General features: G+C 58.3%; 21 protein-coding genes and 1 tRNA gene. 9 read left to right on the plus strand and 13 right to left on the minus strand.

Translation table 11 applies throughout. From position 1 onward, the window contains the following. Positions 1–153: 153 nt before the first annotated feature. Positions 154–1614: a 30S ribosomal protein S1 gene (gene rpsA / locus MHX61_RS00185; protein ID WP_023021654.1), complete on the minus strand. Its 1461-nt coding sequence runs from the start codon at positions 1612–1614 to the stop codon at positions 154–156. Between the two features lie 251 nt (positions 1615–1865). On the opposite strand from rpsA, the gene MHX61_RS00190 reads away from it, so the two are divergent. Both MHX61_RS00190 and MHX61_RS00195 read left to right on the plus strand, forming a co-directional pair. After that, positions 1866–2597: a class I SAM-dependent methyltransferase gene (locus MHX61_RS00190; RefSeq protein WP_239191366.1), complete on the plus strand. Its 732-nt coding sequence runs from the start codon at positions 1866–1868 to the stop codon at positions 2595–2597. A 3-nt stretch (positions 2598–2600) separates the two neighbouring features. Next, positions 2601–3077 (plus strand): RDD family protein, encoded by a 477-nt coding sequence (locus tag MHX61_RS00195; protein WP_239191368.1) that lies wholly within the window; start codon positions 2601–2603, stop codon positions 3075–3077. On the opposite strand, the gene MHX61_RS00200 is transcribed toward MHX61_RS00195, so the two are convergent. The 3 genes from MHX61_RS00200 to polA all read right to left on the minus strand — a co-directional run bounded on the left by MHX61_RS00200 (position 3041) and on the right by polA (position 7065). Next, a complete protein-coding gene (locus tag MHX61_RS00200) occupies positions 3041–3397 on the minus strand; it encodes a hypothetical protein (protein WP_239191370.1) in 357 nt (118 codons plus the stop codon). The two genes, MHX61_RS00195 and MHX61_RS00200, sit on opposite strands and share 37 nt — an antisense overlap. A 76-nt stretch (positions 3398–3473) precedes the next feature. Further along, the gene (locus MHX61_RS00205; RefSeq protein WP_239191372.1) at positions 3474–4355 is read right to left on the minus strand and encodes a DNA glycosylase AlkZ-like family protein; all 882 of its coding nucleotides are present in this window, start codon (positions 4353–4355) and stop codon (positions 3474–3476) included. Positions 4356–4416: 61 nt separating this feature from the next. Then, positions 4417–7065, minus strand: a complete 2649-nt coding sequence (gene polA / locus MHX61_RS00210) for a DNA polymerase I (RefSeq protein WP_239191374.1) — start codon at positions 7063–7065, stop codon at positions 4417–4419. A gap of 148 nt (positions 7066–7213) precedes the next feature. Between polA and MHX61_RS00215 the strand changes: the two genes are divergently transcribed. After that, positions 7214–7287 (plus strand) — tRNA-Leu (locus MHX61_RS00215). A gap of 53 nt (positions 7288–7340) precedes the next feature. On the opposite strand, the gene MHX61_RS00220 is transcribed toward MHX61_RS00215, so the two are convergent. Continuing rightward, entirely contained in the window at positions 7341–9524 is a 2184-nt protein-coding gene (locus MHX61_RS00220; RefSeq protein WP_239191376.1) for a metallophosphoesterase, read from the minus strand. A gap of 486 nt (positions 9525–10010) precedes the next feature. On the opposite strand from MHX61_RS00220, the gene MHX61_RS00225 reads away from it, so the two are divergent. The 5 genes from MHX61_RS00225 (at position 10011) to MHX61_RS00245 (ending at position 15065) form a co-directional block, all read left to right on the plus strand. After that, positions 10011–11219 carry an IS110 family transposase gene (locus MHX61_RS00225; RefSeq protein WP_239191378.1) on the plus strand — a complete coding sequence of 403 codons (1209 nt, stop codon included), beginning with the start codon at positions 10011–10013 and terminating at the stop codon, positions 11217–11219. Between the two features lie 412 nt (positions 11220–11631). Continuing rightward, on the plus strand, positions 11632–12468 hold the full coding sequence (locus MHX61_RS00230) for a DUF368 domain-containing protein (RefSeq protein ID WP_239191379.1): 837 nt from the start codon (positions 11632–11634) through the stop codon (positions 12466–12468). After that, on the plus strand, positions 12468–13355 hold the full coding sequence (locus tag MHX61_RS00235) for an ABC transporter substrate-binding protein (RefSeq protein WP_239191380.1): 888 nt from the start codon (positions 12468–12470) through the stop codon (positions 13353–13355). Before MHX61_RS00230 ends, MHX61_RS00235 begins: the two co-directional genes overlap by 1 nt. Next, positions 13348–14301, plus strand: a complete 954-nt coding sequence (locus MHX61_RS00240) for an amino acid ABC transporter permease (protein WP_239191381.1) — start codon at positions 13348–13350, stop codon at positions 14299–14301. Before MHX61_RS00235 ends, MHX61_RS00240 begins: the two co-directional genes overlap by 8 nt. Next, positions 14301–15065, plus strand: coding sequence for an amino acid ABC transporter ATP-binding protein (locus MHX61_RS00245; RefSeq protein ID WP_005323289.1), 765 nt, complete (start codon positions 14301–14303; stop codon positions 15063–15065). The genes MHX61_RS00240 and MHX61_RS00245 overlap by 1 nt, the downstream gene beginning before the upstream one ends. Positions 15066–15149: 84 nt before the next feature. On the opposite strand, the gene MHX61_RS00250 is transcribed toward MHX61_RS00245, so the two are convergent. The 8 genes from MHX61_RS00250 to MHX61_RS00285 are packed head-to-tail and all read right to left on the minus strand — an operon-like array spanning position 15150 to position 22371. Continuing rightward, positions 15150–15893, minus strand: a complete 744-nt coding sequence (locus tag MHX61_RS00250) for a sulfite exporter TauE/SafE family protein (RefSeq protein WP_005323290.1) — start codon at positions 15891–15893, stop codon at positions 15150–15152. Next, a complete protein-coding gene (gene coaD, locus MHX61_RS00255; protein WP_005323291.1) occupies positions 15890–16363 on the minus strand; it encodes a pantetheine-phosphate adenylyltransferase in 474 nt (157 codons plus the stop codon). Before coaD ends, MHX61_RS00250 begins: the two co-directional genes overlap by 4 nt. Before the next feature lie 26 nt (positions 16364–16389). After that, positions 16390–16971 (minus strand): 16S rRNA (guanine(966)-N(2))-methyltransferase RsmD, encoded by a 582-nt coding sequence (gene rsmD, locus MHX61_RS00260; protein ID WP_204609257.1) that lies wholly within the window; start codon positions 16969–16971, stop codon positions 16390–16392. After that, a complete protein-coding gene (locus tag MHX61_RS00265) occupies positions 16972–17184 on the minus strand; it encodes a biotin/lipoyl-containing protein (protein ID WP_005327804.1) in 213 nt (70 codons plus the stop codon). It abuts the gene before it with no gap. A 19-nt stretch (positions 17185–17203) separates the two neighbouring features. After that, entirely contained in the window at positions 17204–19336 is a 2133-nt protein-coding gene (locus tag MHX61_RS00270; RefSeq protein WP_239191384.1) for an ATP-dependent DNA helicase RecG, read from the minus strand. Between the two features lie 2 nt (positions 19337–19338). Beyond that, the gene (locus tag MHX61_RS00275; RefSeq protein ID WP_239191386.1) at positions 19339–20682 is read right to left on the minus strand and encodes a DAK2 domain-containing protein; all 1344 of its coding nucleotides are present in this window, start codon (positions 20680–20682) and stop codon (positions 19339–19341) included. Positions 20683–20692: 10 nt separating this feature from the next. Continuing rightward, positions 20693–21331, minus strand: a complete 639-nt coding sequence (locus tag MHX61_RS00280) for a uracil-DNA glycosylase (RefSeq protein ID WP_204609263.1) — start codon at positions 21329–21331, stop codon at positions 20693–20695. A gap of 2 nt (positions 21332–21333) precedes the next feature. Further along, positions 21334–22371 carry a thiamine-phosphate kinase gene (locus tag MHX61_RS00285; protein ID WP_200435227.1) on the minus strand — a complete coding sequence of 346 codons (1038 nt, stop codon included), beginning with the start codon at positions 22369–22371 and terminating at the stop codon, positions 21334–21336. Between MHX61_RS00285 and MHX61_RS00290 the strand changes: the two genes are divergently transcribed. Beyond that, positions 22319–23218 (plus strand): DUF3515 domain-containing protein, encoded by a 900-nt coding sequence (locus MHX61_RS00290; RefSeq protein WP_239191388.1) that lies wholly within the window; start codon positions 22319–22321, stop codon positions 23216–23218. The genes MHX61_RS00285 and MHX61_RS00290 overlap by 53 nt on opposite strands. Positions 23219–23225: the final 7 nt, after the last annotated feature.

Raw genomic sequence — 23225 nt, forward strand, 5'->3', positions numbered from 1 at the left:
GCTGGTCAACCACCTAGAGGCGCCAAACAATCTGGCAAACGATTGCACAAACTGTCTATAAGATCACAAAATCCGCGCCCACCCCATCTAGGTGATGAAGTGGGCGCGGCGTTAAGCCAAGCCCTCAGGCTTAGCGGAAACTAAGCGGAAGCTTTAGTTGCCAGCGAGCTTGTCGCGCAGTGCAGCGAGCTGCTCGTCGGAAGCCAGGGAGCCGCCAACCTCTGCCTGAGTCTCGGATGCCGGAGCTGCATCGGAGGAATCAGAGGAGTAGTTGGAGGACTCTGCAGACTCAGCAGCCTCAGCGGCTGCGGCGCGGTTGCGCTCGATCTGAGCGGTGTGCAGGTTGAAGCGACGCTCGGACTCTGCGTAGCGTGCCTCCCAAGCCTGACGCTGCTCGTCGAAGCCTTCCTTCCACTCGTTGGTCTCAGGGTCGAAGCCCTCAGGGAAGACGTAGTTGCCCTGCTCGTCGTAGGAGTCAGCCATGCCGTACTTGGACGGATCGAACTCTTCGGTGTAGTCCTCGTCTGCCTGCTTAACGGACAGGGAGATACGACGACGCTCGAGGTCGATGTCGATGACCTTGACCATAACTTCCTGGCCAACGGTGACAACCTGGTCCGGAACCTCGACGTGGCGCTGAGCCAGCTCGGAGATGTGAACCAGGCCCTCGATGCCCTCCTCGACGCGAACGAAGGCGCCGAACGGAACGAGCTTGGTGACCTTGCCCGGAACGATCTGGCCCACAGCGTGGGTGCGGGCGAATACGCGCCACGGATCTTCCTGGGTAGCCTTCAGGGAAAGGGAAACGCGCTCGCGGTCCAGATCGACATCCAGAACCTCAACGGTTACCTCGTCACCAACGGTGACAACCTCAGATGGGTGGTCGATGTGCTTCCAGGACAGCTCGGAAACGTGAACCAGGCCGTCGACACCGCCGAGATCGACGAAGGCGCCGAAGTTGACGATGGAGGAAACAACGCCCTTACGGACCTGGCCCTTCTGCAGCTGGTGCAGGAACTCGGAGCGAACCTCGGACTGGGTCTGCTCCAGGTATGCACGGCGGGACAGGACAACGTTGTTGCGCTGCTTGTCCAGCTCGATGATCTTTGCTTCCAGCTCCTGGCCGATGTACGGCTCCAGGTCACGGACGCGACGCATCTCAACCAGAGATGCAGGCAGGAAGCCACGCAGGCCGATATCCAGGATGAGGCCGCCCTTGACAACCTCGATAACGGTACCGGTAACAGGCTCTTCCTTGGCCTGCAGCTCCTCGATGGCGCCCCATGCGCGCTCGTACTGTGCACGCTTCTTGGACAGGATCAGGCGACCTTCCTTGTCCTCCTTGGTGAGAACAAGTGCGTCAACCTCATCGCCGACCTCAACAACCTCGTCCGGGTTGACGTCGTGCTTGATGGACAGCTCGCGGGAAGGGATAACGCCTTCGGTCTTGTATCCGATGTCCAGCAGTACCTCGTCGTGGTCAACCTTGACGACGGTACCCTCGACAATGTCACCATCGTTGAAGTACTTGATGGTGGCGTCTACAGCTGCGAGGAAGTCCTCTGCGGTTCCGATATCGTTAATCGCAACCTGCGGGGTGTTAGAAGATGGCATATTGAAAAAATGCTCCGAATAAATGTAGGAAATCGAAATTGGACAACTGCGCGTCTCTCGAAAAAAGCTTGCTAAGCTGCGCAAATGCAGCTAAAAAGAGGAATATTCGATCCCGCCTCGTGATTGCTTAAAGCCTTCCTACAGGGACTTAGAACAACCCGTGGCATAGACACGCCCGTCCAACACTACATCTGTCCAGCTAAAAGGGCAAATACACGGACCAACTATTTCGCAAAGGAATTTCTCCCACCGTGACTTCCCCCTCGCACGCAAACCAGGCCTACTGGGATAGCGACGCCGCCAATTACCACGCCGAGCACCCCGACTATCTTTCTTCCTTTTACTGGTGCCCAGAAATGCTCCACGAAGACCAAGCACACTTGCTAGGCGACGTCTCGGCTTCCTCCGTACTCGAAATTGGCTGCGGCTCCGCCCCGTGTACCGAATGGCTCCAGACACGCGCGCACTTCGCCACTGGCTTCGATATCTCCCGCGGCATGCTCAACCACGCTGGACCCGGGCTCCCCTTAACCCAGGCCGATGCACTCTCACTGCCCTACGCGACGGGCTCTTTCGACGCAGCCTTCTCGGCGTTCGGCGCCTTCCCTTTTCTTGCCAACCTTGATTTAGCCCTAAGTGAAGTCTCCCGTGTCCTCAAACCTGGCGGTCGGTTCGTACTCTCGGCCAACCACCCCATGCGCTGGATATTCCCTGATGATCCCACCGATCTGACGGCCGATATCAGCTATTTCGATCGCGCTTATCTGGAGCAAGACCGCGATGGCAACCTGACCTATGCGGAATTTCATCGCACTATCGCGGATTGGTTTCAGGCTTTACAGGGCGAAGGCCCGTTCCTAATCGAGGACATCATCGAGCCCGAATGGCCTAGGGATCTCACCACTACGTGGGGCCAATGGTCGCCGGAGCGCGGCGAAATCTTCCCCGGCACGATTATTTTCGTCTGCCGGAATTGCCGCTAACCTATGGGCATGATTCTGGATCGAATTGGCCTTCTCTTGCGTCGCGGCCTCGCATGGTGGATCGACGCCTTCCTGGCAGCAGCCGTGATCGTTGTGGCGCGATGGGCAATCAATGCACTTGCCGACGCCCCCTTAACCGGCCAAGCCCTCGAGATTTACAACGCTGTGGCCCTCGCCCTAGTTTTTTATGCCTACCGCGTATGGGCCGAGGCCACTAAGGCCACTTCGCTAGGAAAATGGTCGCTCAAGCTGGAGATCATCGCTCCCCACCCCGGTGTGCGCGCGGCCTGCTTGCGCAATTCCTGGCTGTTACTTTCTATGCTCACACTGACGGGAGTGCCGTTTATTGTGCCGTTGTTACTCGGCGTCCTAAGCGTGAGTGTCCTCGCCTTCGGTCAAACACCGTTTGACATGCTGGCCAATTGCCTAGTCGAGCGCCGATCTCAGACGGACACGCCTTCTTTTCGCGGCACCAAGTAATACAGGAGCGCAAGGACTACCAGGACAGCGAACATCCAGGAAGATGGGAAGAGGAATGCTAGTGCCGTAGCTACCACCATCACCGCGGCGGCCGTTAGCCTCCTGACCTTCGGGTTGGGTGCGACGCGGGCGATGGTCATGGCGGCCACAACATACGACACCGCCAAAATTCCGTACCCGATTACACTCACCCTATATTCTGCAAGATACCGTTCGAGCCCGAAGTCAGCAATATCGGTGGCAGGAAAGGTTACTTGAATGGCCCAAAGGCTTTCAAAGACGCGGAGGGTCCACCTATTCGTCTTCTCTTCTAACGCCACGGCTCGGCAATTCCCTTCTTAGTTTTTCGACTTACACTCATAACTTTTTCCGCACAGAAAAGGCTACCTAAAAAACTTAGTGCGCATCCCGCCACAACTTTTGAACTTTCCGCATTGCATAGCCGGGCATGCCCAAGTCCTCGATGGTTTGCTTATTCCACGTTCCACGGACCTGTCCTTCCACCACGATGGCGCGGCGAAATACCCCGCGGTTTCCAGGAACAAGTACCTCGTGGACTTCCTTCGTCATCGCAAAAAGACGGTCTTGATAACCCAAGATGTACTCGTCAAATGCTCCCAGCAGCAATACCGATTGCTTCTTTCGCGCTTCGGCCATTTCCACTATCTCAGCCGACACAAGGTCCTGGGAAACTTCGCCGCAGCGCATGATGTCCGGCGCGAGGTTTTCGGCTGCGGGCCGTATCAGTCTTTGTGGGAGCTTTGCCCACCAGGCAAAGTCGTGCAATGTTGCGGGACCGTGCGTTCGGAAGTACCGAGTCATCAGCTCCGCGGTCGCCGCGACTTTATCGCCGTTGAAGGTCTCCTCTAGCCCCGGCAGATCCACCGGTGTGATGAGCTGATCGGCTCCTGAATAGACGGCGTGACCGCTTTCCATTGCTACACGCACAACATGCCAAAAGGGTACGTCGGGCAACGCTGTTGCAGCCCGCTCCTTGAGCTCGGCGCGCGAAAGCGGATTGTCAATGAGCTTGGTTACCCCTGCTCGCAGCTCGGTATCACCCTTGCGCCCCTTCGCGCAGAGTTCGGTTATCCAGCCTATGTCCTTGATAGAAGCCGCGAAAAGCGTATTGCGCATGGGATACCCACGCACAATGTTTCCAGCATCTGAATGGTCTTTCGCCCGCAAGGCCAGTGACCGGCGCACCGAATGCAAGTCTTGGCCTTGCATGACGCCGAAGGCGCGGGCTGTCTCCTCAGCACTCTCCCACCGCCTCATGGTTAGGCCTTGCGAGGCGAGCCTCAAGCGCGCCTTTTCCCGGCGGGAGAATGTAACCGAGCTAGTGGGCTGCGGCATCCCAATCCTTGCCGGCTCCGGCGGAGACCTCTAGCGGCACGTTCAGCTCGATCGCTGAGTCCATCTCGCGCTCGAGAATCTCTCGAACTTCGTCCGCCTCACCGGGGGCGACTTCGACCACCAATTCATCGTGTACCTGAAGCAGCACGCGAGACTTCATCCCTTGCAGTGCGCGGTCTACGCGAATCATCGCCACCTTAATAATGTCAGCGGCAGTGCCCTGAATCGGTGCATTAAGCGCAGCGCGCTCCGCGTTCTCGCGTGCTAGGCGGTTATCGGAGTTTAGCTCTGGCAAGTAGCGGCGACGGCCGAAGAGCGTTGCCGTGTAACCATCCTTGCGGGCTTGGACCACGACTTCATCGAGGTACTTCTTCACGCCGCCAAAGCGCTCGAAGTAGCTTTCCATAATGGACTTTGCTTCCCCTGCCGGAATGCCCAATTGCTGGGATAGACCAAAGGCAGACAGCCCGTAGACCAACCCGTAAGACATGGCCTTGACTCGGCGGCGCAGCTCGGGTGTCACCTGGTCAACGGGAACGTCAAAGACTCGAGAGCCAACATAGTTGTGCAGGTCTTCGCCTTCCTTGTAGGCCTCGATGAGGCCTGGATCGGCGGAGAGGTGCGCCATGACACGCATCTCAATCTGCGAGTAGTCCGCAGTCATGAGTTCATCGAAGCCATCGCCCACGATGAAGGCAGAACGGATCTGGCGGCCTGCTTCGGTGCGCACGGGGATGTTTTGCAGGTTGGGTTCGGTGGACGACAAGCGGCCGGTAGAGGCCACGGTTTGGTTAAACGTGGTGTGAATGCGGCCGTCAGGCTGCACGGTTTTGATGAGACCTTCCAAGGTGGTCTTCATCTTCTGGTACTCGCGGTGTGCCAAGAGGTGATCGAGGAAAGGGTGAGGGTTCTTAGCCGCGAGCTGTTCAATCTCCTTGGCCGCGGTGGAATAGCCCGTCTTCGTCTTCTTAGTCTTGGGCAGCTCGAAGGTCTCAAAGAGCACGGTTTGCAGCTGCTTCGGCGAGTTGAGGTTGAGTTTGTCATCGCCGGCAAGCTCGCGGGCGGCGCGCTCTTGTTCGGCAACCTGCTCTACAAAGGCATCCTTTTGTGTTTCGAGAATGTCAACGTCAACGGCAATACCGGTAGCCTCCATGCGCGCCAGGATGGTTACCAGCGGCAACTCAAGGTCGGTATAGAGCTCGAAGGAATCAATCTCCTGCAGCTCCGCAGTGAGCCGCTCTGCCAGCTCCATAATTGCCGCAGCTTGGTCAACCAGGGAGGAATCATCCAGCAATGAAAGCTGCTCCGTGGCGGCGCCGAGGGTCTTTTGGAGGTGGCGCTGGTAGACGTCGGCAAGCGCGTAAGTGCGCTGACCAGGGCGAAGCAGGTAGGCAGCAAGGGCCGTGTCATGGGCGATGCCGGCAAGCTCAATACCGCGGCCGGCGAGCATATGGAAGGCCGCCTTTGCCTCGTGGAAATACTTCGGCGTATCAGATGCTAACCACTGAGCCAGGGCCTTATCGTCCTCGGCTGAAAGATCGCCCAGCTCCACTTGCAGGCCATGGCGTTCCTGGTCCACGAAAGCAATCGCAGACGCATCGCCCTGTCCCGGGTTTCCCTCGCCTTGGACATACACCGCAACGTGCTCGCGGCCAGGCAGCCACTGGGACAGTGGCTCATCATCGATGACTGTCTCGAGCTCTTGGACCTCCTCGGTCTGCTCGGCTGCCTCAGCGCCATCATTGGGAATGGCGGCGAGTACGCGATCGCGCAGGTTGGTACCGAACTCTAGGTCATCGAACTTGGCGGCGACGTCGGCGACCTTGGCTTCCTTAAAGGCCAAGTCATTTGGACCGACCTCTAGGTCCATGTCCGTAATCATCTGGGTGAGCTTGCGGTTCATCTGCACCTGCTCGATGCGCTCGCGGAAGTTATTGCCCACCACGCCCTTAATTTCCTCTGCGTGCTCGACCAAGGATGCCAAGTCTCCATACTTGACTATCCACTTGGTGGCCGTCTTCTCGCCCACCTTGGGGATGCCCGGCAAATTATCGGAAGGATCGCCGCGCAACGCGGCAAAGTCCGGGTACTGCGCGGGGGTGAGACCGTACTTCTCCTCTACTGCGGCGGGGGTAAAGCGGTGGAGCGTGGATACGCCCTTCATGGGATAGAGCACCGTCGTGGACTCATTAACTAACTGCAGGTAGTCACGGTCGCCAGTGACGATGAGGGTCTCATAGTCCTGTGCCTCGGTTGCGAGAGTGGCCAGAATGTCATCAGCCTCGAAATTCTCCCGGGACAGGGTGGTAATTCCCAGTACCTCGAGCACCTCGCGAATGAGGTCTACCTGACCCTTAAATTCCTCCGGCGCGGCCTCGCGCTGGGCCTTGTAATCCGGGAACATCTCAGTGCGGAAGGTCTTGCGTCCCACGTCGAATGCCACCGCAATGGCGTCGGGGGTCTCTTCCGCCACGATATTAGAGAGCATCGATAAGAAGCCATACACGGCATTGGTGTGCTGGCCTCCTGAGGTGGAGAAATTATCCACCGGCAGGGCATAGAAGGCACGAAAGGCCATAGAGTGGCCGTCAATGAGCAGAAGTCGAGGCTGATTAGTAGTCACCTGCCCCATCCTAGAGAAGCACACCGACATCCGAACACCCCGGTGCAGATTTTGTGGATGACGTGGGCATTCCCCCGCTGACACTACCCAATTAGGAATTCGCCTAGTGCCTGCGCTACTATTTCACAGTCAAAGGCAGTCCGCCTTTACACTGTGCGCCCCTGTAGCCCAATTGGCAGAGGCAACGGATTCAAAACCCGTCCAGTGTGAGTTCGAGTCTCACCAGGGGCACAACGAGATAAGGCCTCGGTTTCCACTAAGTCAGGGAAACCGAGGCCTTTGCTTTAGCCCAGTTCAGGCAGCGTTGGCAGGTGGTACTTGCGCAGGAGCGCGTTGATTTGCGGGATCGAGGCCTTCAGCTGCGGCAAAGCTAAGCCGATGAGGCCGGCAATGCCCGCGATGCCGAGGAGTGCTCCCAAGACGGCGGGCTTGGAGCTCGCGTCGCTGCTCGATGCGGAGCTGCCCGCGGCTGGCTGCGTAGTATCGGCCGGATTGCCGTCCCCGTGTGCACGGGCGGTAAGCCATTCGTCCTTGCCCAGAACACCCTGGGTCAGGCGGGTCTCGCCGATCCAGCCGTACCACGGGTCCTGCGGGCGCTGGTTATCAAAGCCGCCGCCCATAACCCACTGCAGGTCGCGCGGGAGAAGGCCTTCGGCGCCTACGGCATTGCGCAAGATGGGTGCGCCGTTGATGAACATCTCCACGCTATCGCGCTCCGGATCATTGAGCACGGCGATGTGCATCCACTCGTCCTTGGGCACCTCGTGGGACCATACGGTAGAACCGCTTCCCTGCTTGGGCTCCGCCCACCAGCGCAGCTCGCGCAGGTTAGAGATGCCAAACATGACGGTGGGATCCGTGTCTTCAGAGCCGTCCACCAGCTTGTTGATGGCAGAGTCGCGGCTAAGCGCACTTCCCCAGCCATGCTGGGCACCATTGAAGTCCTTTGGAATCTTGACGAAGGATTCGAAGGTGTACCCCTTGGTGGTATCCACGTTATTAGCCGCCGCGCCCTTGTCGGTGCGGAACTCGGCATTGCCAACCTTGCCCGCTGGGTCAGACCAGAAGAGCGAGCCGGAATCAGAGGACAGCGGGTGGTGATCGGAGCTATAGGTCACCCGATCACCTAGCATGGCGCCAGAACGATGCAGGTCGCTGCCGGAATCGCTGGCAATATCGGGGATGGTGGTGCCACGGCCGGCAGGGGCGCCGTCGGCAAGCGCATGGCCGTCCTTGTCCTGGGCCTGGCCCGGGCGCCAATGAAATACGGTGTGGTCGTTCTTGGCAAAGTCATCCGCACCCTTGGGCAGCTCATCCTCCGCGATGGTATAGGGCCTATAGCCTTCCGCGGCGATGTCGCGCGCACGCTGCGCTAGATCCGGCTGGTGGCCCTCACCCACGGTGAAATCCGGGGAGAAGGAGGAAAAGCGCTGCTCAAAGTCGAACGGAATGGCGTAGCTATCGCCCTTACCATCCAGGGTGAGCTTGTCGAACTGCGTCAGCTCCTCGTGCGGCTTCTGCGCCACCCACGGAGAGAGCGCGGTCATCTCCAGCTGCTTGCCGGAAAGGTCGAACTCGAGCACTCCCAGCAGACCATTTCCGCCCTGGTAAGCCATTTGATAGTCCTGCAAGATGGAAACGACATCGTGACCGGCATCGTTCTTATCCACGCGGTAGCCCGCACCGTGGTGGTGGCCGCCCATCACCAGAAAAATCTGGTCGTTGCGCTTGATGAACGTATCCCACAGGCCCTTGCCATAGTCATCGGAATAGAAAACGTTGCCCTCGCCATCGATATTGAGGGCCTCATGGGTGGTCACAATGACCGGAAGGTCTGGGTGCTGATCAATGATGCCTTGCGCCCACTCCAGAGCTTTTTCATTGGCGCGCCAGCCCAGCGCAAGGTTGAGGTACTTCTGGCCCTCGGCTTCAAACACATGAGCCTCGGAGTCATTATTGACCGCAGTGTAGCGCTCTTGGAAGGTCTCCGGATTAGCGGCCTTGGCACGATCGGCACTAAACCACTTGTCATAAGGGTGAGCCGACGCACCCTCGACGTCCATGTCGTGATTGCCGGGAAGGATGGAGTAGTTCAGGTCAGAATCGTCGAGGACCTGCATGGCCTTATCGGCTACCTGCCATTCGCCCTCCACGTTCCACTGGTCTACAACGTCGCCCAGGTGGGTGACGAAGTCCATGTTCAGCTCGTCTTGGTGGTCTACCAACCATTGAGTTTGGGCCAAGTAGGGTTCGCTTCCGTAGCGAGCTTGGGCCAAGTTGCCCGTCTCCGGGGTGGAATAGCGCGAATAGAACTGGGTATCCGGTAAGACGCCGATGCTGAAACGAGAGCCCTCGCTTGGCGACGCCCCCTCGGCCCCAGACTCCGCAGCACTTGCGGCCGGTACAACAACGAGGTTTCCCACCACCGCGGTTGCAGTTAGCGCGGGCAGGACGAAACGATTTTTCATAGAGAGTCCTTTAAGACTGGAAAGGAATGCTTGCTCAGGGAAGATGGCGGGAATACGCAAGGGATTCTAGGACGTGAAGCTTTCAGCTAGTTGAAGCCCGCGTAAACAGGAGACTGAATAATGGGAAACTTATGGTTTCCTCTGTGTGGACTATCCCCATTACGTTGTTGGCAGTTCCGCTTGAAGGGGCCCAGGATTAGTACTCCTAGCCCCATGCTGGGGCAGGTTATGTTTATCTGCGTTCCTTCTGCCTTGTGGCAGTGGAACTAGTCGCTGGCTTCGGTATGGCTTGTTTTCGTCCCTGTCTGAAAATGATCCGGGGGGTGATGCCACCGAAGGCAGTGACATACTCCAGACTGCTAATAGGAACCTGACCCGCACAGAATGTGCGAAGTCTCAAAGTAATGTGGATGCCAGCGTGAAGTATGTCCGACCACCAGCGATGAAATAAGTCCCATACTCATTCAATTCGCTAGGAGGTCTAGCATGACCTACGACTATGTCATCGGCATGGACGTCGGTAAATATTTTCACCACGCTTGCCTCTTAGATATCGACGGCACCCAGGTGCTATCTAAGCGCATCAACCAAAACGAAAAATCCCTGCGCACACTGTTTTCAACGTTCAGCGCACACGACCACAAAGTCCTTGTCGTCGTGGACCAGCCAAATAACATTGGTCGACTAACTGTCGCAGTTGCTCAAGATATCGGAATCGACGTGCGCTACCTTCCCGGTTTGGCTATGCGTCAACTCTCACGCATCCACGCTGGCAATGCCAAAACTGATATCCGGGACGCCTATATCATTGCCCACGCTGCAAAGAACCTTCCGGAGTCCCTCCGCAGCGTCGACCGTGTCGAAGAAGCTTTCCTCCAGTTGAAGGTCCTCAACGGTATCGACGAAGACTTAGCGCGGTCCTACACCAGGCTCATCAATCAGATTCGAAGTGCACTAGTAGGCTGCTACCCGCAATTCGAACAGGCCCTTCGCGGTCAGATAATCCACCGCAAGTGGGTTCTGCACCTACTTGCGCGCTACGGTGGACCGACCAAGGTAAAGCGCCTAGGTAAGGCCAAGGCAGCTGCCTTTGCTCGACGCTATAAGGCACGCAATCCCGAACCTGTCCTCGATGCCATATTCGCTGCTATCTCTGAGCAAACAGTCACCATTGCAGGTGCGCACTATGCCGAAATGGGCATAGCAATGTCGGCGAAAGACGCACTCTTAAAACTCGAACATCGCAAACAAATCGAGCAAGAAGTCATCGAGCTCATCAACGACATCCCCCACACTCAAATCCTGCTATCCATGCCAGGAATCGGACCAAAGACGGCAGCACAAATTCTCATGACCGCGGGCGACATGTCCGACTTTCCGTCAGCTGGGCACTTGGCCTCTTACGCTGGTTTGTCGCCCCGAACGAATCAGTCCGGAACCTCGATCATGTCGAACTCACTGAACCGTGCCGGCAATAAAAAATTAAAGAACGCCCTATGGCAATCATCTTTTGCATCCATCAGATTCCACGAGCGTTCCCGGCAATTCTATGAACGAAAGCGCCGTGATGGCAAGAGACACAACGCCGCAGTAGTGGCACTAGCCCGCAGACGGCTCAACGTCCTCTACGCCATGATGCGCAACCACGAGCGCTACCGCGATCCCGCCTTACAACAGGAAGGAATCGCAGCCTAAACACCAAGAACGAAACAGCCGACTGGGAAAACCCAGTCGGCTAGCAGGCATGCCCGAAAACCACACGACCAAACAACCCCGTAGAGAGAATCCGCCCCCGATTTCTCCACCCGCGAGGTTGACAACCTATATAGGAACACCCCCCCTGTGGCCAAGTCCGTATATCCTGCCCCAAACTGCATAGTTGCATTGGGGTGCATTAAACTGACAGAATATTCATGAATGCGGTTTTACCTCTACGGTTAGGGAGAAGACCCTCCCCTACCGCGGTAGGTAGATCACCGCCCTCTAATGAAAGATATGCATTACGATTCACAGCGGTTCGCCTAGCCTCCCACTTCGGCACTTTTCTGCTGCCTAGCTAGGCCAGTCGCCCTCCGCACCAGCCCCCTCCCAGGTAGATTTTTATTTTATGCAGTACATTTTGAACGCTATCCGCGGCGCCCTCATCGGCATGGCCGAGCTCGTACCGGGCATCTCCGGTGGCACCGTGGCGCTCATCGCGGGCATTTATGAACGCGCAGTCCACAACGCCAACGATCTCATCTCCGGCCGCTTCAAGAAGGTGGAATGGAGCTTCCTCATCTCCGTATCGATCGGCATGTTCATCGCCGTCTTCGGGATGTCCACCGTGCTTTCTAACTTCGTGGAAAATCACGTATCGGCTTCCGGAGCGCTCTTTTTGGGCATGGTTGCTGTGTCCATTTTTGTACCGCTATCCATGCTCTCCAAGCAGGAACGGCTACGCCCCTCCTCCATCATCGCGTTCGTCGTTGCCACGATTGCCATCTTCTTTATCACCGGATTCACCTCCGAACCGCACGAGAACCCCAGCCTTATTGTGGTCTTCTTCGCCGCCGCCATCGCGGTATGTGCACTCATCCTGCCAGGCATTTCCGGCTCGCTCATCCTGCTGACCATGGGCCTCTACCAGCCCATCATTGGCGCCGTTTCAGATCGTGACCTAGGCACTATCGCCGTCTTCGCGCTGGGTGCCCTGTGTGGTCTTGCGGCGTTTATCAAGGTGTTGAACTTCCTGCTGGATCATCACCGCGCCCCTACGCTGATGGCTATGGCAGGTTTCATGCTCGGTTCTCTGCGCGCACTGTGGCCCTGGGGAGCTGACCAAGATGCCTCTAGCGGCATCATCATCGGCATGTTCATCCTCGGTGCACTCATCGTCTCCGCCTTCATCTTCGTAGATATGAAGAAGGCCCGCGCTATGGATGAAAGGACGGCGCAAAAATAATGCCGCGCTCGTTTTCTCGCCGCGCAACTATCGCCGCGGTCCTCGTCCCCACGCTGAGCCTAGGCGCCTGCGTCACCAACGAGGAAGATTCCACTCCGGACGGCTGGGAAGAACCCCATTCCGCAATGGTGCCGGAAATTGCCGCCATGTATGACGACAACGATGGCGTCCTCACTGCCGGAACTAACCCACCCTATGCCCCATTTCAGCTTAAGGATTCCCACGGGGCGCTCCAGGGCGTTGAACTCGATCTTGCGCACGCCGTTGCCGGCGTCTTGGGACTCGATTTCCAGCCCGTGGAACAGGACTTCTCCATGATCCTGCCCGCCGTGCAATCGGGCCAGATTGATATGGGCGCATCCGGATTCACGGATAACCCCGAGCGCCGCAATGAATTCGACTTTGTAGATCACCTCTACGCCGGCATCCAGTGGGCCGAACGAGTAAATGGACCTAAGAAGGTTGATCCGGATAATCCTTGCGGCTTGACCGTTGCGGTGCAGCGCACCACGGTATCTGAAACCGACGATGTGCGGCCCAAGAAGGATGCGTGCAACGGCGATCTCACAGTCTTGTCTTATGACACCGGTGACAACGCCGCGCTGGCGGTACTTATGGGACGCGCAGATGCCCTGTCCGCAGACTCCCCAGTTACGGCGTGGGCGGTCAATCGCTCCGAAGGAAAGATGCGACAGGTAGGCGATATGTTCCAAGCATCGCCCTATGGCTTTGCCGTACCCAAGGATTCCGATCTGGGCAAGGCCTCTGCCGCGGCACTGCAGCACCTCATCGAAACCGGTGAGTATGCAGAAATTTTGTCCCGTTGGGGCATCGAGGATGGCTTAATAGACCAGGCAATGATTAATGAAAGGCCGATCAATGGTTAATGAAAATGCGGCGACGCCAGCTACGGCAGAGCCTAAGGAAAAGCCCGCCAAGATCGAGGCGCGTCCTCTACGCCACCCGTGGCGCTGGGTATTCGCCGGCCTGCTCATCGTGCTCGGCGTGTGGTTCATCATCGTCTCCGCCCGCAACGAGGCTTTTGGCTGGGACACCTACTTCCAGTATCTCTTTGATAAGCGCATTGCGCTTGCCTCCCTGCACACCATTGCCATCACCATTTTGTCAATGATCATCGGCGTTGTGGGTGGTGCCATCCTTGCGGTTATGCGCATGTCCCCGAACCCGGTGCTGCGCAGCGTCTCCTGGATTTTCCTCTGGGTCTTCCGCGGCACGCCGATCTATGTGCAGCTGGTGTTCTGGGGCCTGCTCTCCGCCATCTATCAGTCCATCAACCTGGGCTTTACCGAGGTATCTTTGCAGACGATCCTCACCAACGCTTTCTTCCTTGCGGTGATGGGCCTGGGGCTTAATGAAGCTGCCTATATGGCCGAAATCGTGCGCTCCGGCATCACCTCCGTTCCTGAGGGCCAGAAGGAAGCGTCCAAGGCACTGGGCATGTCCTGGTGGATGACCATGCGCCGCACCGTCCTTCCGCAGGCCATGCGCATTATCATTCCGCCCACAGGCAATGAGTTTATTTCCTTGCTCAAGACCTCTTCCCTCGTGGTGGCCATTCCTTATACCGAGGAAATCTTCGGCCGTTCCACGGATATTTCCGCCGCCCTCTTCCAGCCCATCCCATTGCTGCTGGTCGCAGCATCCTGGTACCTCGTGGTTACTTCCCTTCTGATGGTGGGTCAGTACTTCCTGGAGCGCCGCTTTGAGCGCGGTGCAACCCGCGAGCTCACCGGCCGCCAACTTGCTGCGCTGGCAGACGCTGAAGGAACCATCCCCCGCAACGTATCCGTGATTTCGGAGGCTAAAAACTAATGGCTACTCCCATGATTTCCGCCCAGAACGTCCATAAGTCCTTCGGACAGCTCGAGGTCCTCAAAGGCATTGACCTTGAGGTCCAGCCCGGCGAAGTGGCCTGCCTACTAGGCCCCTCGGGCTCCGGCAAGTCCACCTTCCTGCGCTGCGTCAATCACCTTGATAAGGCGACGGCGGGCCGCCTCTACGTCGACGGCGAGCTGATTGGCTACCGCGAAAAGAACGGCACCCTTTATGAGATCAGCGAGAAGGAAGCCGCAGAACAGCGCTCCGATATCGGAATGGTCTTTCAGTCTTTCAACCTCTTCCCCCACCGCACGGTGATTGAAAACATCATCGAGGCACCGGTGCAGGTGAAAAAGATTCCGGAAGAGACCGCCCGCGCCCGCGCTATGGAGCTGTTGGAGGACGTTGGCTTGGCGTCCAAGGCCAATAACTACCCGGTACAGCTCTCCGGCGGCCAGCAGCAGCGCGTGGCCATCGCTCGTGCAGTGGCTATGGATCCTAAGCTTATGCTTTTCGACGAACCTACGTCCGCCCTCGACCCCGAGCTCGTCGGCGAAGTGCTGCGCGTTATGAAGGACCTCGCAGCTGAAGGCATGACCATGCTCGTCGTCACCCACGAGATGGGTTTTGCGCGCGAGGTAGCCGATAAGGTCTTCTTCATGGATGGCGGCGTAGTTATCGAGTCCGGCAGCCCAGCTGAGGTGCTGGATAACCCGCAACAGCCACGCACCAAGGACTTTTTGGCGTCGCTACTCTAATTCCCGCAGCACTCCGCTGAGTGCCTTCAGCCCGCCGCCCTCTTCCGCGAAGAGGACCGGCGGGCTTTGCCGTGGCTGACTCGTCTACGAAAGCGTCAAAATACCCCGAATCAGTGCGCTGGCCGCGCCCAACCCGGCAACGCTTAGTGAGAGCACGCGGGCCTTTTCTCGCGGAACACGCTGGGCAATCCGGGTGCCGGCCCAAATGCCGACGAACATACCTAAGACTCCGGCGGGCCACATCACCCAAGGCAAGCCATCAAAGTGGGCCGCACCTGTGAGCGTCTTGGTCATCACGGAAAAGAATCCGCCTACAACAAAAATGGGCTGCAGCGTGGCGGCGTAGACATGTTGGGGCCACTTTGCCGCTTGGGCGTAGACGGTAATAACCGGGCCGGCCACGCCGGCCAAGGTGTTGGTAAAGCCGCCGAGAATACCGGCGGAGATGGCAGGGCCTTTGCCCTCCATCGGCGGGACAAACTTCCTTCCAAATGTCACTACGGCCAATGCGGCCAGAAGCGCAGCGCCCACCACGATCATGAGCCCTGCCGTGTCCATGCGCCTAATGAGCAGCGCCGCGGCCAAGGAACCAATCACCATGACTGGTGCTATCAGACCGAACTTCTTCCAGCTCACATTCTCACGCACGGAATAGGTGGTCAGAATCGCATTTATGCAGGCCAGAACGTTAATTACGAGGATTCCTTCGACCGGCCCCATAATGAGCATGAGGATGGGGCCGCCGATGAGGCCGAGCCCCATTCCGGATACCCGTTGCAGTGTCGAACCAACGACAACGACGAGGAAAATAACCAGTGCGAGGCTCACTGCCGGTATTTCTCCTTTACCGCACGACCTACGGATTCGGGGAACATACCCGTTACGTCGCCGCCGAACTTTGCTACCTGCTTACACAGCGAGGAACTAATATAGCCGTACTTCTCGTCCGTGAGTAGGAAGACAGTATCGATTCCCGAAAGGCGCCGATTCATCTGCGCCATAGGCAGCTCATATTCATAATCGAGAGAGCTACGCAGTCCCTTCACTAGGACGTCTGCCCCATGCTCCGTGGTGTAGTCCACCAACAGCCCGGAGCAATAATCCACCTTGATGGAAGAATCCACGCTCTGGCGGATAAGTTCCATGCGTTCCTCCACGCTAAAAAGCCCTGAGGGCTTGTCAGGGTTACCGGTTACCAACACGGTAACCTCATCAAACATTTGGTTAGCGCGGTTGATGATATCGACGTGACCTAAGGTAACGGGGTCGAAGGATCCAGGGCAGACGGCCTTAGTCATGCTACTTTCGCTTTCTGTTCAGGGGTTTAGCCTTCGGCGTCCTCGCTGCCGGGGCGGGTATAAACCGCCATATCCATGCGGGCGATGCCAAAGGTGCGCTTCTTCAGCTTCTGGCCGGTGGGCTCAAAACCAGCAGGCCACACAGTATCCGCGGAATCGACGTGGCGCTCAATTACTACCATTGCGCGGTCGGTAAGCACCGGTTCGATGGCAGCAATGAGTTCATCCACCTCGTCGAATGCGTACGGCGGGTCCGCCAGCACCAGGTCAAAGTGTTTGCGCGGGGCACTAGCCAGGTAGGTGCCTACCTTCATCTCTTGCACGCGCACGCCGGGATGCTTGACGACGCCCATGTTGTGCCGGATGATTTTCACCGCATCGGCCGAAGATTCCACCAGTACTGCTTCATCTGCTCCACGGCTCGCCGCCTCTAGGCCCAGGGCACCAGAGCCAGCAAAAAGATCGAGCACTGAAGATCCAGCAAAGCCCCACCGTGCAGTGAGGGATGAAAACAGCCCTTCGCGGGCGCGATCTGCGGTAGGCCGAGTTCCTTCTGCGGGCACTTTGATGGTGCGGCCGCGGGCTTCGCCGGCAATAATGCGCGTCATTTATGCTTCTCCAATCTCCATCAAAAGGTCTCCGCCCACCACATCACTAAAGTCAGAGACCACGATACGGTGGACCTTTCCTGGTCCCGGACTTTCTACGGGAGCCTCAAGCTTCGTGGCTTCAACGGTCGCAAGCGGTACTCCGGTATCAACAGTGTCTCCCACATTCACATGGCAGCGGACGATGCCCGCGAAGGGGGCGTAAATTTTCATGCTTCTAGGTTAACCCGTCTTAGTTCTTCTCCAAGTATTCCTGTTCGCTTTCGCTCAAATTGCGCGTGAGTTTCTCAGCCAATTCGGGATTGCGCAACACCATGGCGCGCGCATCCGTGTGGGTGCGCTCCACAATTTCTTGGTCATCCGCCAAGTTCAGTAGCCGCAGTGTGCGGTGCGTTCCGGACTGCATGGTGCCCAAGATGTCGCCCTCTTGCCGCTGGCGCAAATCAAGCTCGGCCAGTTCAAAACCCGAGGACGTTTGGGCGATCTGAGTGATACGACGGAAGGACGGAGTGTTATCGGCTGCCGTCGTATGCAAAAGGCAGACGGAGGCATTACCGCCTCGTCCCACACGCCCACGCAACTGGTGTAGCTGGGAAACGCCGAAATGCTCGGACTCGCGAATGAGCATTACCGTGGCATTGGGAACATCCACGCCCACCTCAATGACCGTGGTAGAGACCAGGATATCGATCTCTCCCCTGGCAAATGACGTCATTACCTCGTCTTTATTGGGCATCTTCCCATGCAAGATGGCGACCCGCAGTCCCTTGAAGGGACCGTTTTCTAACTGCTGTGCAAGCTCTAGCACTCCGCCTTTGCCTTCAATGCGCGGGCAGACGATATAGGCCTGATGTCCGTGGGCAACCTCCTCGCGTATGCGCTCGAGTGCGCGTAGCACCCAGGTCAGCCGCCACTCGGCCACCACTGCTGACTGAATAGGTTTGCGACCACCGGGCAGCTCGGTCAGCGTTGATACGGCGAGGTCGCCAAAGACGGTCATCGCAATGGTGCGCGGAATCGGTGTTGCTGTCATCACCAGCACGTGGGGGCTAAGGCCTTTACGTGCCTTTAACCGCAGGCTATCGCGCTGCTCTACACCGAACCGGTGTTGCTCATCTACGACGACCAATCCCAAGTTAAAGAACTCCACGGTGTCTTGGATAATCGCATGGGTTCCAATGATGATGTCTGCGTCGCCGGAAACAATATCCAATAAAGCCTGCCGCTTGTCCGCCGTACGCATGGAGCCGGTCAGGAGTACCACCTTGACCCCTTCGGGTACCGAGGTCCCAATGGAGGCAGCGTGTTGGGAGGCGAGCACTTCCGTAGGCGCCAACAGTGCGGCCTGCGTTCCTGCGTCTACAGCCTGCAGCATTGCGCAGGTAGCCACCATGGTTTTGCCCGAGCCGACCTCGCCTTGCAGCAATCTCATCATGGGCAGAGGACGAGCCAGATCGTCTTCAATCTCGCTAATGACCCGACGCTGCCCTTCAGTCAGATCAAAGGGCAGATGGCTCAGCAGTTCTTCGCGATAGCCGCCTAAGGATGCCGGCATGGTAGAAGCGGTGCGGGCTTCGGCATCTCGCTGGCGCAAGGCCATCACCAGGCCAATAGACAAAGCCTCGTCGTACTTCAGCCTCTGAATCGCACGGTACGGGCCTGCTTCCCCAGGCTCATGGATTTCCCGCACTGCCTTATCGAGGCTGATGATCATCTGATAATCCAGCGGTTCCTCAATCGGCGGAGTCTTGGACAGGACGTAGTGGATGGCGCCCATGATGTACCACGAGGTCACCTTGGACGTCGCCGGGTACACCGGTATCCATTCGCGTTCCAAGAGGAGTTGGTCGAGCCTGCCAAACTGCGACAGGTTCCGCAGCGAGCCGGTGGCCTTTGGGCGGTGCTTCTTGCCAGATTCGGCTGCAGGCTGGCGGTAATTATCCAGTTCGCCATCGGGGCGGCCGAAAGCATCAATCTCTACAAAGTCCGGCTGCTGCAACTGCGGCTGGTTGCGAAAGAACTTAAGCTTGCCGCTCATCATGACGCGCTGTCCGCGGTGCAACATCCGCATCACGTAATTGGCATTAAAGAACGTCGCAATGATGCTGCCATCGAGCTGCACATTGATGATGGTGGTCTTGCCCGAGTCATGGCGGGTGAATCCGGTAATGGTTCCGGTAACCGTGACAATATCGCCCTCCGCAGCGTCTCCTAGGCCGACGTCCTTGTTGTGGCGGATATAGTCTCGCGGATAGTGAGCTAAGAGCTCGCCGCAGGTCTCATACCCCAGTGCTTTGGTAATCTTCGCGGCGTCTTTCGCCGCAAGCACCTCCGTCAAAGGGCGATTGTCCTGCCAGCCGAGCATTGCTATTCCACTCCGATTTCGGTTGCGATATCCGGTACTTTCAGTGCCATAACGTCCACGCGAAGCTGTTCAGCTAGGTCCTCCTGGTCTAGATCAAGGGCGCTTAAGACTGTGACCTGCTCACCGCCTTCTGCTAAGAGATCGCGGCAAGTGGCAATGATTGACTGTGGAGTTTCCTGGCTTGGGTAAGCCACCCGCATGGACTTGGCAGCATCGCGCATGGCAGCAACGACGGCACCGGTATCTGGGTTATCCGGTTCATAGACGGAAATCGCCGCCAGAGCCGCAGCTAGCGATTGCGCGGGCACTACTCTCCCACCGCCGGTCTCCGAGCTCAAGCCGGTGGCAAGGACAATGTCCGCGTCTCCCGCTGCAATGGGAGCATCCGGAGACACAACGCTAACCCCCGCAGATGCCAGAAGATCGCTGATAGGCCCGGCCGGTGCGGCGGCAAACACTCGGCGAGCAATCGGCTCTTCGGAGGCAGCTTCGGCGTGAGGAGGCAACACCTCAAGGTGCAGGTTGGAGACCTTTCCTGTACCAAAGGCGGTTTCAATGACTTTGCCTGCCTGCCGGGAGTGGATATGTACATTAGCGCTGTCCTCGGTGGCGCGAGCGATGACGAGGCTGTCTCCCAACGGTTCGATTGCTGCCTGGAGCGTGTCTATATCTCCCTCGAAGAAAAAGACAACTTCCAGTTCAATTTCCGGCTCCGGCTCGGACAGGCCTGTGTGCCCAGTCGAGCCTTCGATCTCAGCGAGGAGAGACTCTAAAAGGATAACGAGGCCGGCGCCGCCAGCATCCACCACTCCTGCCTCGCGCAGGGCTGGCAATTGCGAAGGAGTGCGCTCGAGGGCCGTTTCCGCGGCAGCGATTGCGGCGCTGACAGTACTGTGCAAGGTTGCGCCTGATTGCGCTTGAGCGTCTTCGGCGGACTCGGATGCTGCCTTCAAAACCGTAATAACTGTGCCTTCCACCGGCTCGGCGATAGCTCGGTCCACCAGCTCCACGGCCTGCTTGAGGGAACGGACAAAGACGGCACCGTCGATAACTGAGTCCACAGTTGACTCGGCCACGCCGCGCAGGACCTGCGACAGCACCATTCCCGAGTTCCCGCGGGCACCACGCACCGCCCCGAGCGCGAGTGAATCGGCGACATCGCCACCATTGTCGAGCTCCGCTACCGCTGCCTCCATGGTGTGCGCCATATTCGAGCCCGTATCGGAATCCGGTACGGGAAAGACATTGAGCGCGTTGATCTCATCGCGGCGATGGGCTAATTCCCCCACGGCGCGGGTGGCCCAATTGCGCATTCCGTGGGAATCCAGCGTGCTGGGGTAGGACATGCGCAATAGTTTACAAGCGCCAGTCTATTTCCTGTGCGCCTTGGTCCCGCAAAAGGGCGTTTGCCCGGGAAAAGGGCTTCGAGCCAAAGAAACCGCGGCTGGCCGAAAGCGGTGAGGGGTGTGGGGACTTGATACAGGGGACGTCGGGAAGAAATCGCTCGCATGCTTGTGCATCCCGGCCCCAGAGAATCGCGACCATGGGGCTGCGGTTGAGCGCGCGAATGGCAGCCTCGGTGATCTCTTCCCAGCCAATTCGGCGGTGCGAACCGGCTTGGCCTGGGGCTACGGTAAGTACTCTGTTAAGCAGCAGCACTCCCTGGTCCGCCCAGGCGCTCAGGTCACCATCCTCCCGGCCGTTGATACCCAGATCATCGTGTAGTTCGCGGTAAATATTGACCAAGGAACGCGGCGGTTTCACACCTGGGCGAGTGGAGAAGGCCATGCCCATGGCGTGTCCTGGGGTGGGATAAGGGTCTTGGCCGACGATGAGCACGCGGACCTCGTCCAGCGGCATCTGCAACGCGCGGCAGACGTCCTCCGCCGGGGGCAAATAGTCCTGCCCCTCAAGAGCGTGAGAAATCTGTGGCCATTGCTTTTCAACTACCGGTGCCAGCACCGGCTCCCAAGAGGGGTGGTAGGTGGGGTGCATGGTTAAAAGCTCAGCCAGCCTTTCTGATAGCTCGGTGTCGTACCTCCCAGCGTAACCCCGCAGCCGCGGGTTACGGTGCCAATCTTTCGGAATCCGGAGGGGGCTTCCTTTGCCGTCGTGCCGATGAGGGTGTGGTCTTCGCCGCCGCTGAGTACCCATTCCCACGGGTCGCAGTCGAGTAGATCCGCGGCTTGGCACAGCAATTCTTCCGGTTGCAAGGCCTGCGGATCCAAGTCCATGTGCACGCAGGAGTGCTCGGCCATCGTCGTGCAGTCTTGAATCAAACCGTCTGAGTTATCGGTCATCGCGGTGACCCCGGCGGCGCGGGCAATGACGCCGCGGCCGGGGTTGAGCCAGGGGGCACAGTGGGCGTCGATAAGCGGCTGCAGGTGCTCATGCCCTGCAGGAAGGTTCCGGCCAAAGCGCTCCAACAAGGCCAAGCCGGCGGCCGAGTGGCCGATCTTGCCGTGCGCTACCACCTGCTGGCCTGCCCGCGCTCCGTCCAAGGTCAAGGCGGGAAGGCTGCCGCCGAGGAAGCCTACGGCCGTGATATTGATGACCAAGAGATCGGACTTCGTAAGGTCGCCGCCGACCAACTCGGCGTTATAGAAAGAGCTATGCTCCGCGATTCCCTCGGCAATGCCGCGCACGAAGGGCACCGGGGTATCGCCTGGCGCGGCGATTGCAAGGAGGGCGGCAACCGGTCGGGCACCCATAGCTTCCACATCGGCAAAATTGCGCAAGATGGCCTTCTTGCCAATCTCGCGCGGGGTAGACCACTCCCGCAGGAAATGACGCCCCTCCACCATCAAATCGGTGGCCGCTACGGTGCGGGAATTCGGCGGCGCACTGGGCAGAACCGCGGCATCGTCTCCATTGAGCCCACTGGAGGCCACGGAGGTAATTTCCCGGATAGCGGCGCGTTCTCCCACATCTGCGAGAGTCTGAGTTAAGTTCACCAGCTTCCTTTCGATACTATGAGCCCTTATGACATCCCAATTTAACCGCACCGCGATCTTCATTTCACTTGGGTTGTCCATAGTGATGGTTCTGGCGGTCCTCTTCGGCGCAAAATACGTATTCAATAACGTCGCCAAAGCACCCGTGGCGGTCTCCCCCGTGGAGTCTAAGGAGGCAGACTCGCAAGCCTGCCGCAGCTTTATCGACGCCCTTCCAGATGAGGTCATGGATAAGCCACGTGCCGATATTGCCGAGCCCGTGCCTTCCGGCGTCGCGGCCTGGGCCACTACCTCAGACGATAAAGTCACCGTGCGCTGTGGCGTAGATATGCCTTTCCAGTACACCGAGTACTCCCAGACCCAGGACGTAGAGGGCGAACAGTGGTTCCAGGTGCGCGATGCCACCCCTGGCTCGAACCTCACCACTTGGTATGCGCCGCAGCGCTTCCCCATTGTCGCGGTCACTGCCTCCACTGATGCAGAGCCGGGCGAGCTTAACGACGCCCTCTCGTCCCTCGAAGAAAAGCCTGCCACCGCCCACGAGGCGCCACTTAAGGCTCTCAAGGCGGGCAATGACCAGATGTGCGCAGAAGTAGAAAAGGCACTTCCGGATGAAGTAGCTGAGGGCTACCGCCGCCGCGAGGTTGAGGAAAAGAATACCTATGTGTGGAGCGCCGATGGCCGCGAAGACATCGTTGCGCGATGCGGCGTAGCCAAGCCGGAGAACTACCGGGCCGGAGTCAAGCTCCAGCAGGTTAACGATATTCCATGGTTCGAGGACACCACCTTGGCCCATGGCACGACCGCAGGCACGTGGTTTGCCCTCGGCCGCGAGGACTACCTTGCGCTACACGCCCCACAAGATGCCGCGCAGGCGGCACTGGTGGAAATCGGCGATGTGCTCGCAGAGCACACGACCGAAAAGTAGGCAGCGC

The sequence above is a fragment of the Corynebacterium sp. ACRPF genome, assembly GCF_022347395.1.
Lineage (GTDB): Bacteria > Actinomycetota > Actinomycetes > Mycobacteriales > Mycobacteriaceae > Corynebacterium > Corynebacterium tuberculostearicum_D.

Excerpts from the sequence above, each read along its gene's own strand:
- MHX61_RS00235 (WP_239191380.1), top strand. The coding sequence starts at position 12,468 with ATGCCGCGCTCGTTTTCTCGCCGCGCAACTATCGCCGCGGTCCTCGTC.
- coaD (WP_005323291.1), bottom strand. The coding sequence starts at position 16,363 with ATGACTAAGGCCGTCTGCCCTGGATCCTTCGACCCCGTTACCTTAGGT.
- rsmD (WP_204609257.1), bottom strand. The coding sequence starts at position 16,971 with ATGACGCGCATTATTGCCGGCGAAGCCCGCGGCCGCACCATCAAAGTG.
- MHX61_RS00265 (WP_005327804.1), bottom strand. The coding sequence starts at position 17,184 with ATGAAAATTTACGCCCCCTTCGCGGGCATCGTCCGCTGCCATGTGAAT.
- MHX61_RS00270 (WP_239191384.1), bottom strand. The coding sequence starts at position 19,336 with ATGCTCGGCTGGCAGGACAATCGCCCTTTGACGGAGGTGCTTGCGGCG.
- MHX61_RS00290 (WP_239191388.1), top strand. The coding sequence starts at position 22,319 with ATGACATCCCAATTTAACCGCACCGCGATCTTCATTTCACTTGGGTTG.
- MHX61_RS00285 (WP_200435227.1), bottom strand. The coding sequence starts at position 22,371 with ATGGACAACCCAAGTGAAATGAAGATCGCGGTGCGGTTAAATTGGGAT.
- MHX61_RS00230 (WP_239191379.1), top strand. The coding sequence starts at position 11,632 with ATGCAGTACATTTTGAACGCTATCCGCGGCGCCCTCATCGGCATGGCC.
- MHX61_RS00205 (WP_239191372.1), bottom strand. The coding sequence starts at position 4,355 with ATGAGGCGGTGGGAGAGTGCTGAGGAGACAGCCCGCGCCTTCGGCGTC.
- MHX61_RS00225 (WP_239191378.1), top strand. The coding sequence starts at position 10,011 with ATGACCTACGACTATGTCATCGGCATGGACGTCGGTAAATATTTTCAC.
- MHX61_RS00195 (WP_239191368.1), top strand. The coding sequence starts at position 2,601 with ATGGGCATGATTCTGGATCGAATTGGCCTTCTCTTGCGTCGCGGCCTC.
- rpsA (WP_023021654.1), bottom strand. The coding sequence starts at position 1,614 with ATGCCATCTTCTAACACCCCGCAGGTTGCGATTAACGATATCGGAACC.
- MHX61_RS00240 (WP_239191381.1), top strand. The coding sequence starts at position 13,348 with ATGGTTAATGAAAATGCGGCGACGCCAGCTACGGCAGAGCCTAAGGAA.
- MHX61_RS00220 (WP_239191376.1), bottom strand. The coding sequence starts at position 9,524 with ATGAAAAATCGTTTCGTCCTGCCCGCGCTAACTGCAACCGCGGTGGTG.
- MHX61_RS00245 (WP_005323289.1), top strand. The coding sequence starts at position 14,301 with ATGGCTACTCCCATGATTTCCGCCCAGAACGTCCATAAGTCCTTCGGA.
- MHX61_RS00280 (WP_204609263.1), bottom strand. The coding sequence starts at position 21,331 with ATGCACCCCACCTACCACCCCTCTTGGGAGCCGGTGCTGGCACCGGTA.
- polA (WP_239191374.1), bottom strand. The coding sequence starts at position 7,065 with ATGGGGCAGGTGACTACTAATCAGCCTCGACTTCTGCTCATTGACGGC.
- MHX61_RS00275 (WP_239191386.1), bottom strand. The coding sequence starts at position 20,682 with ATGTCCTACCCCAGCACGCTGGATTCCCACGGAATGCGCAATTGGGCC.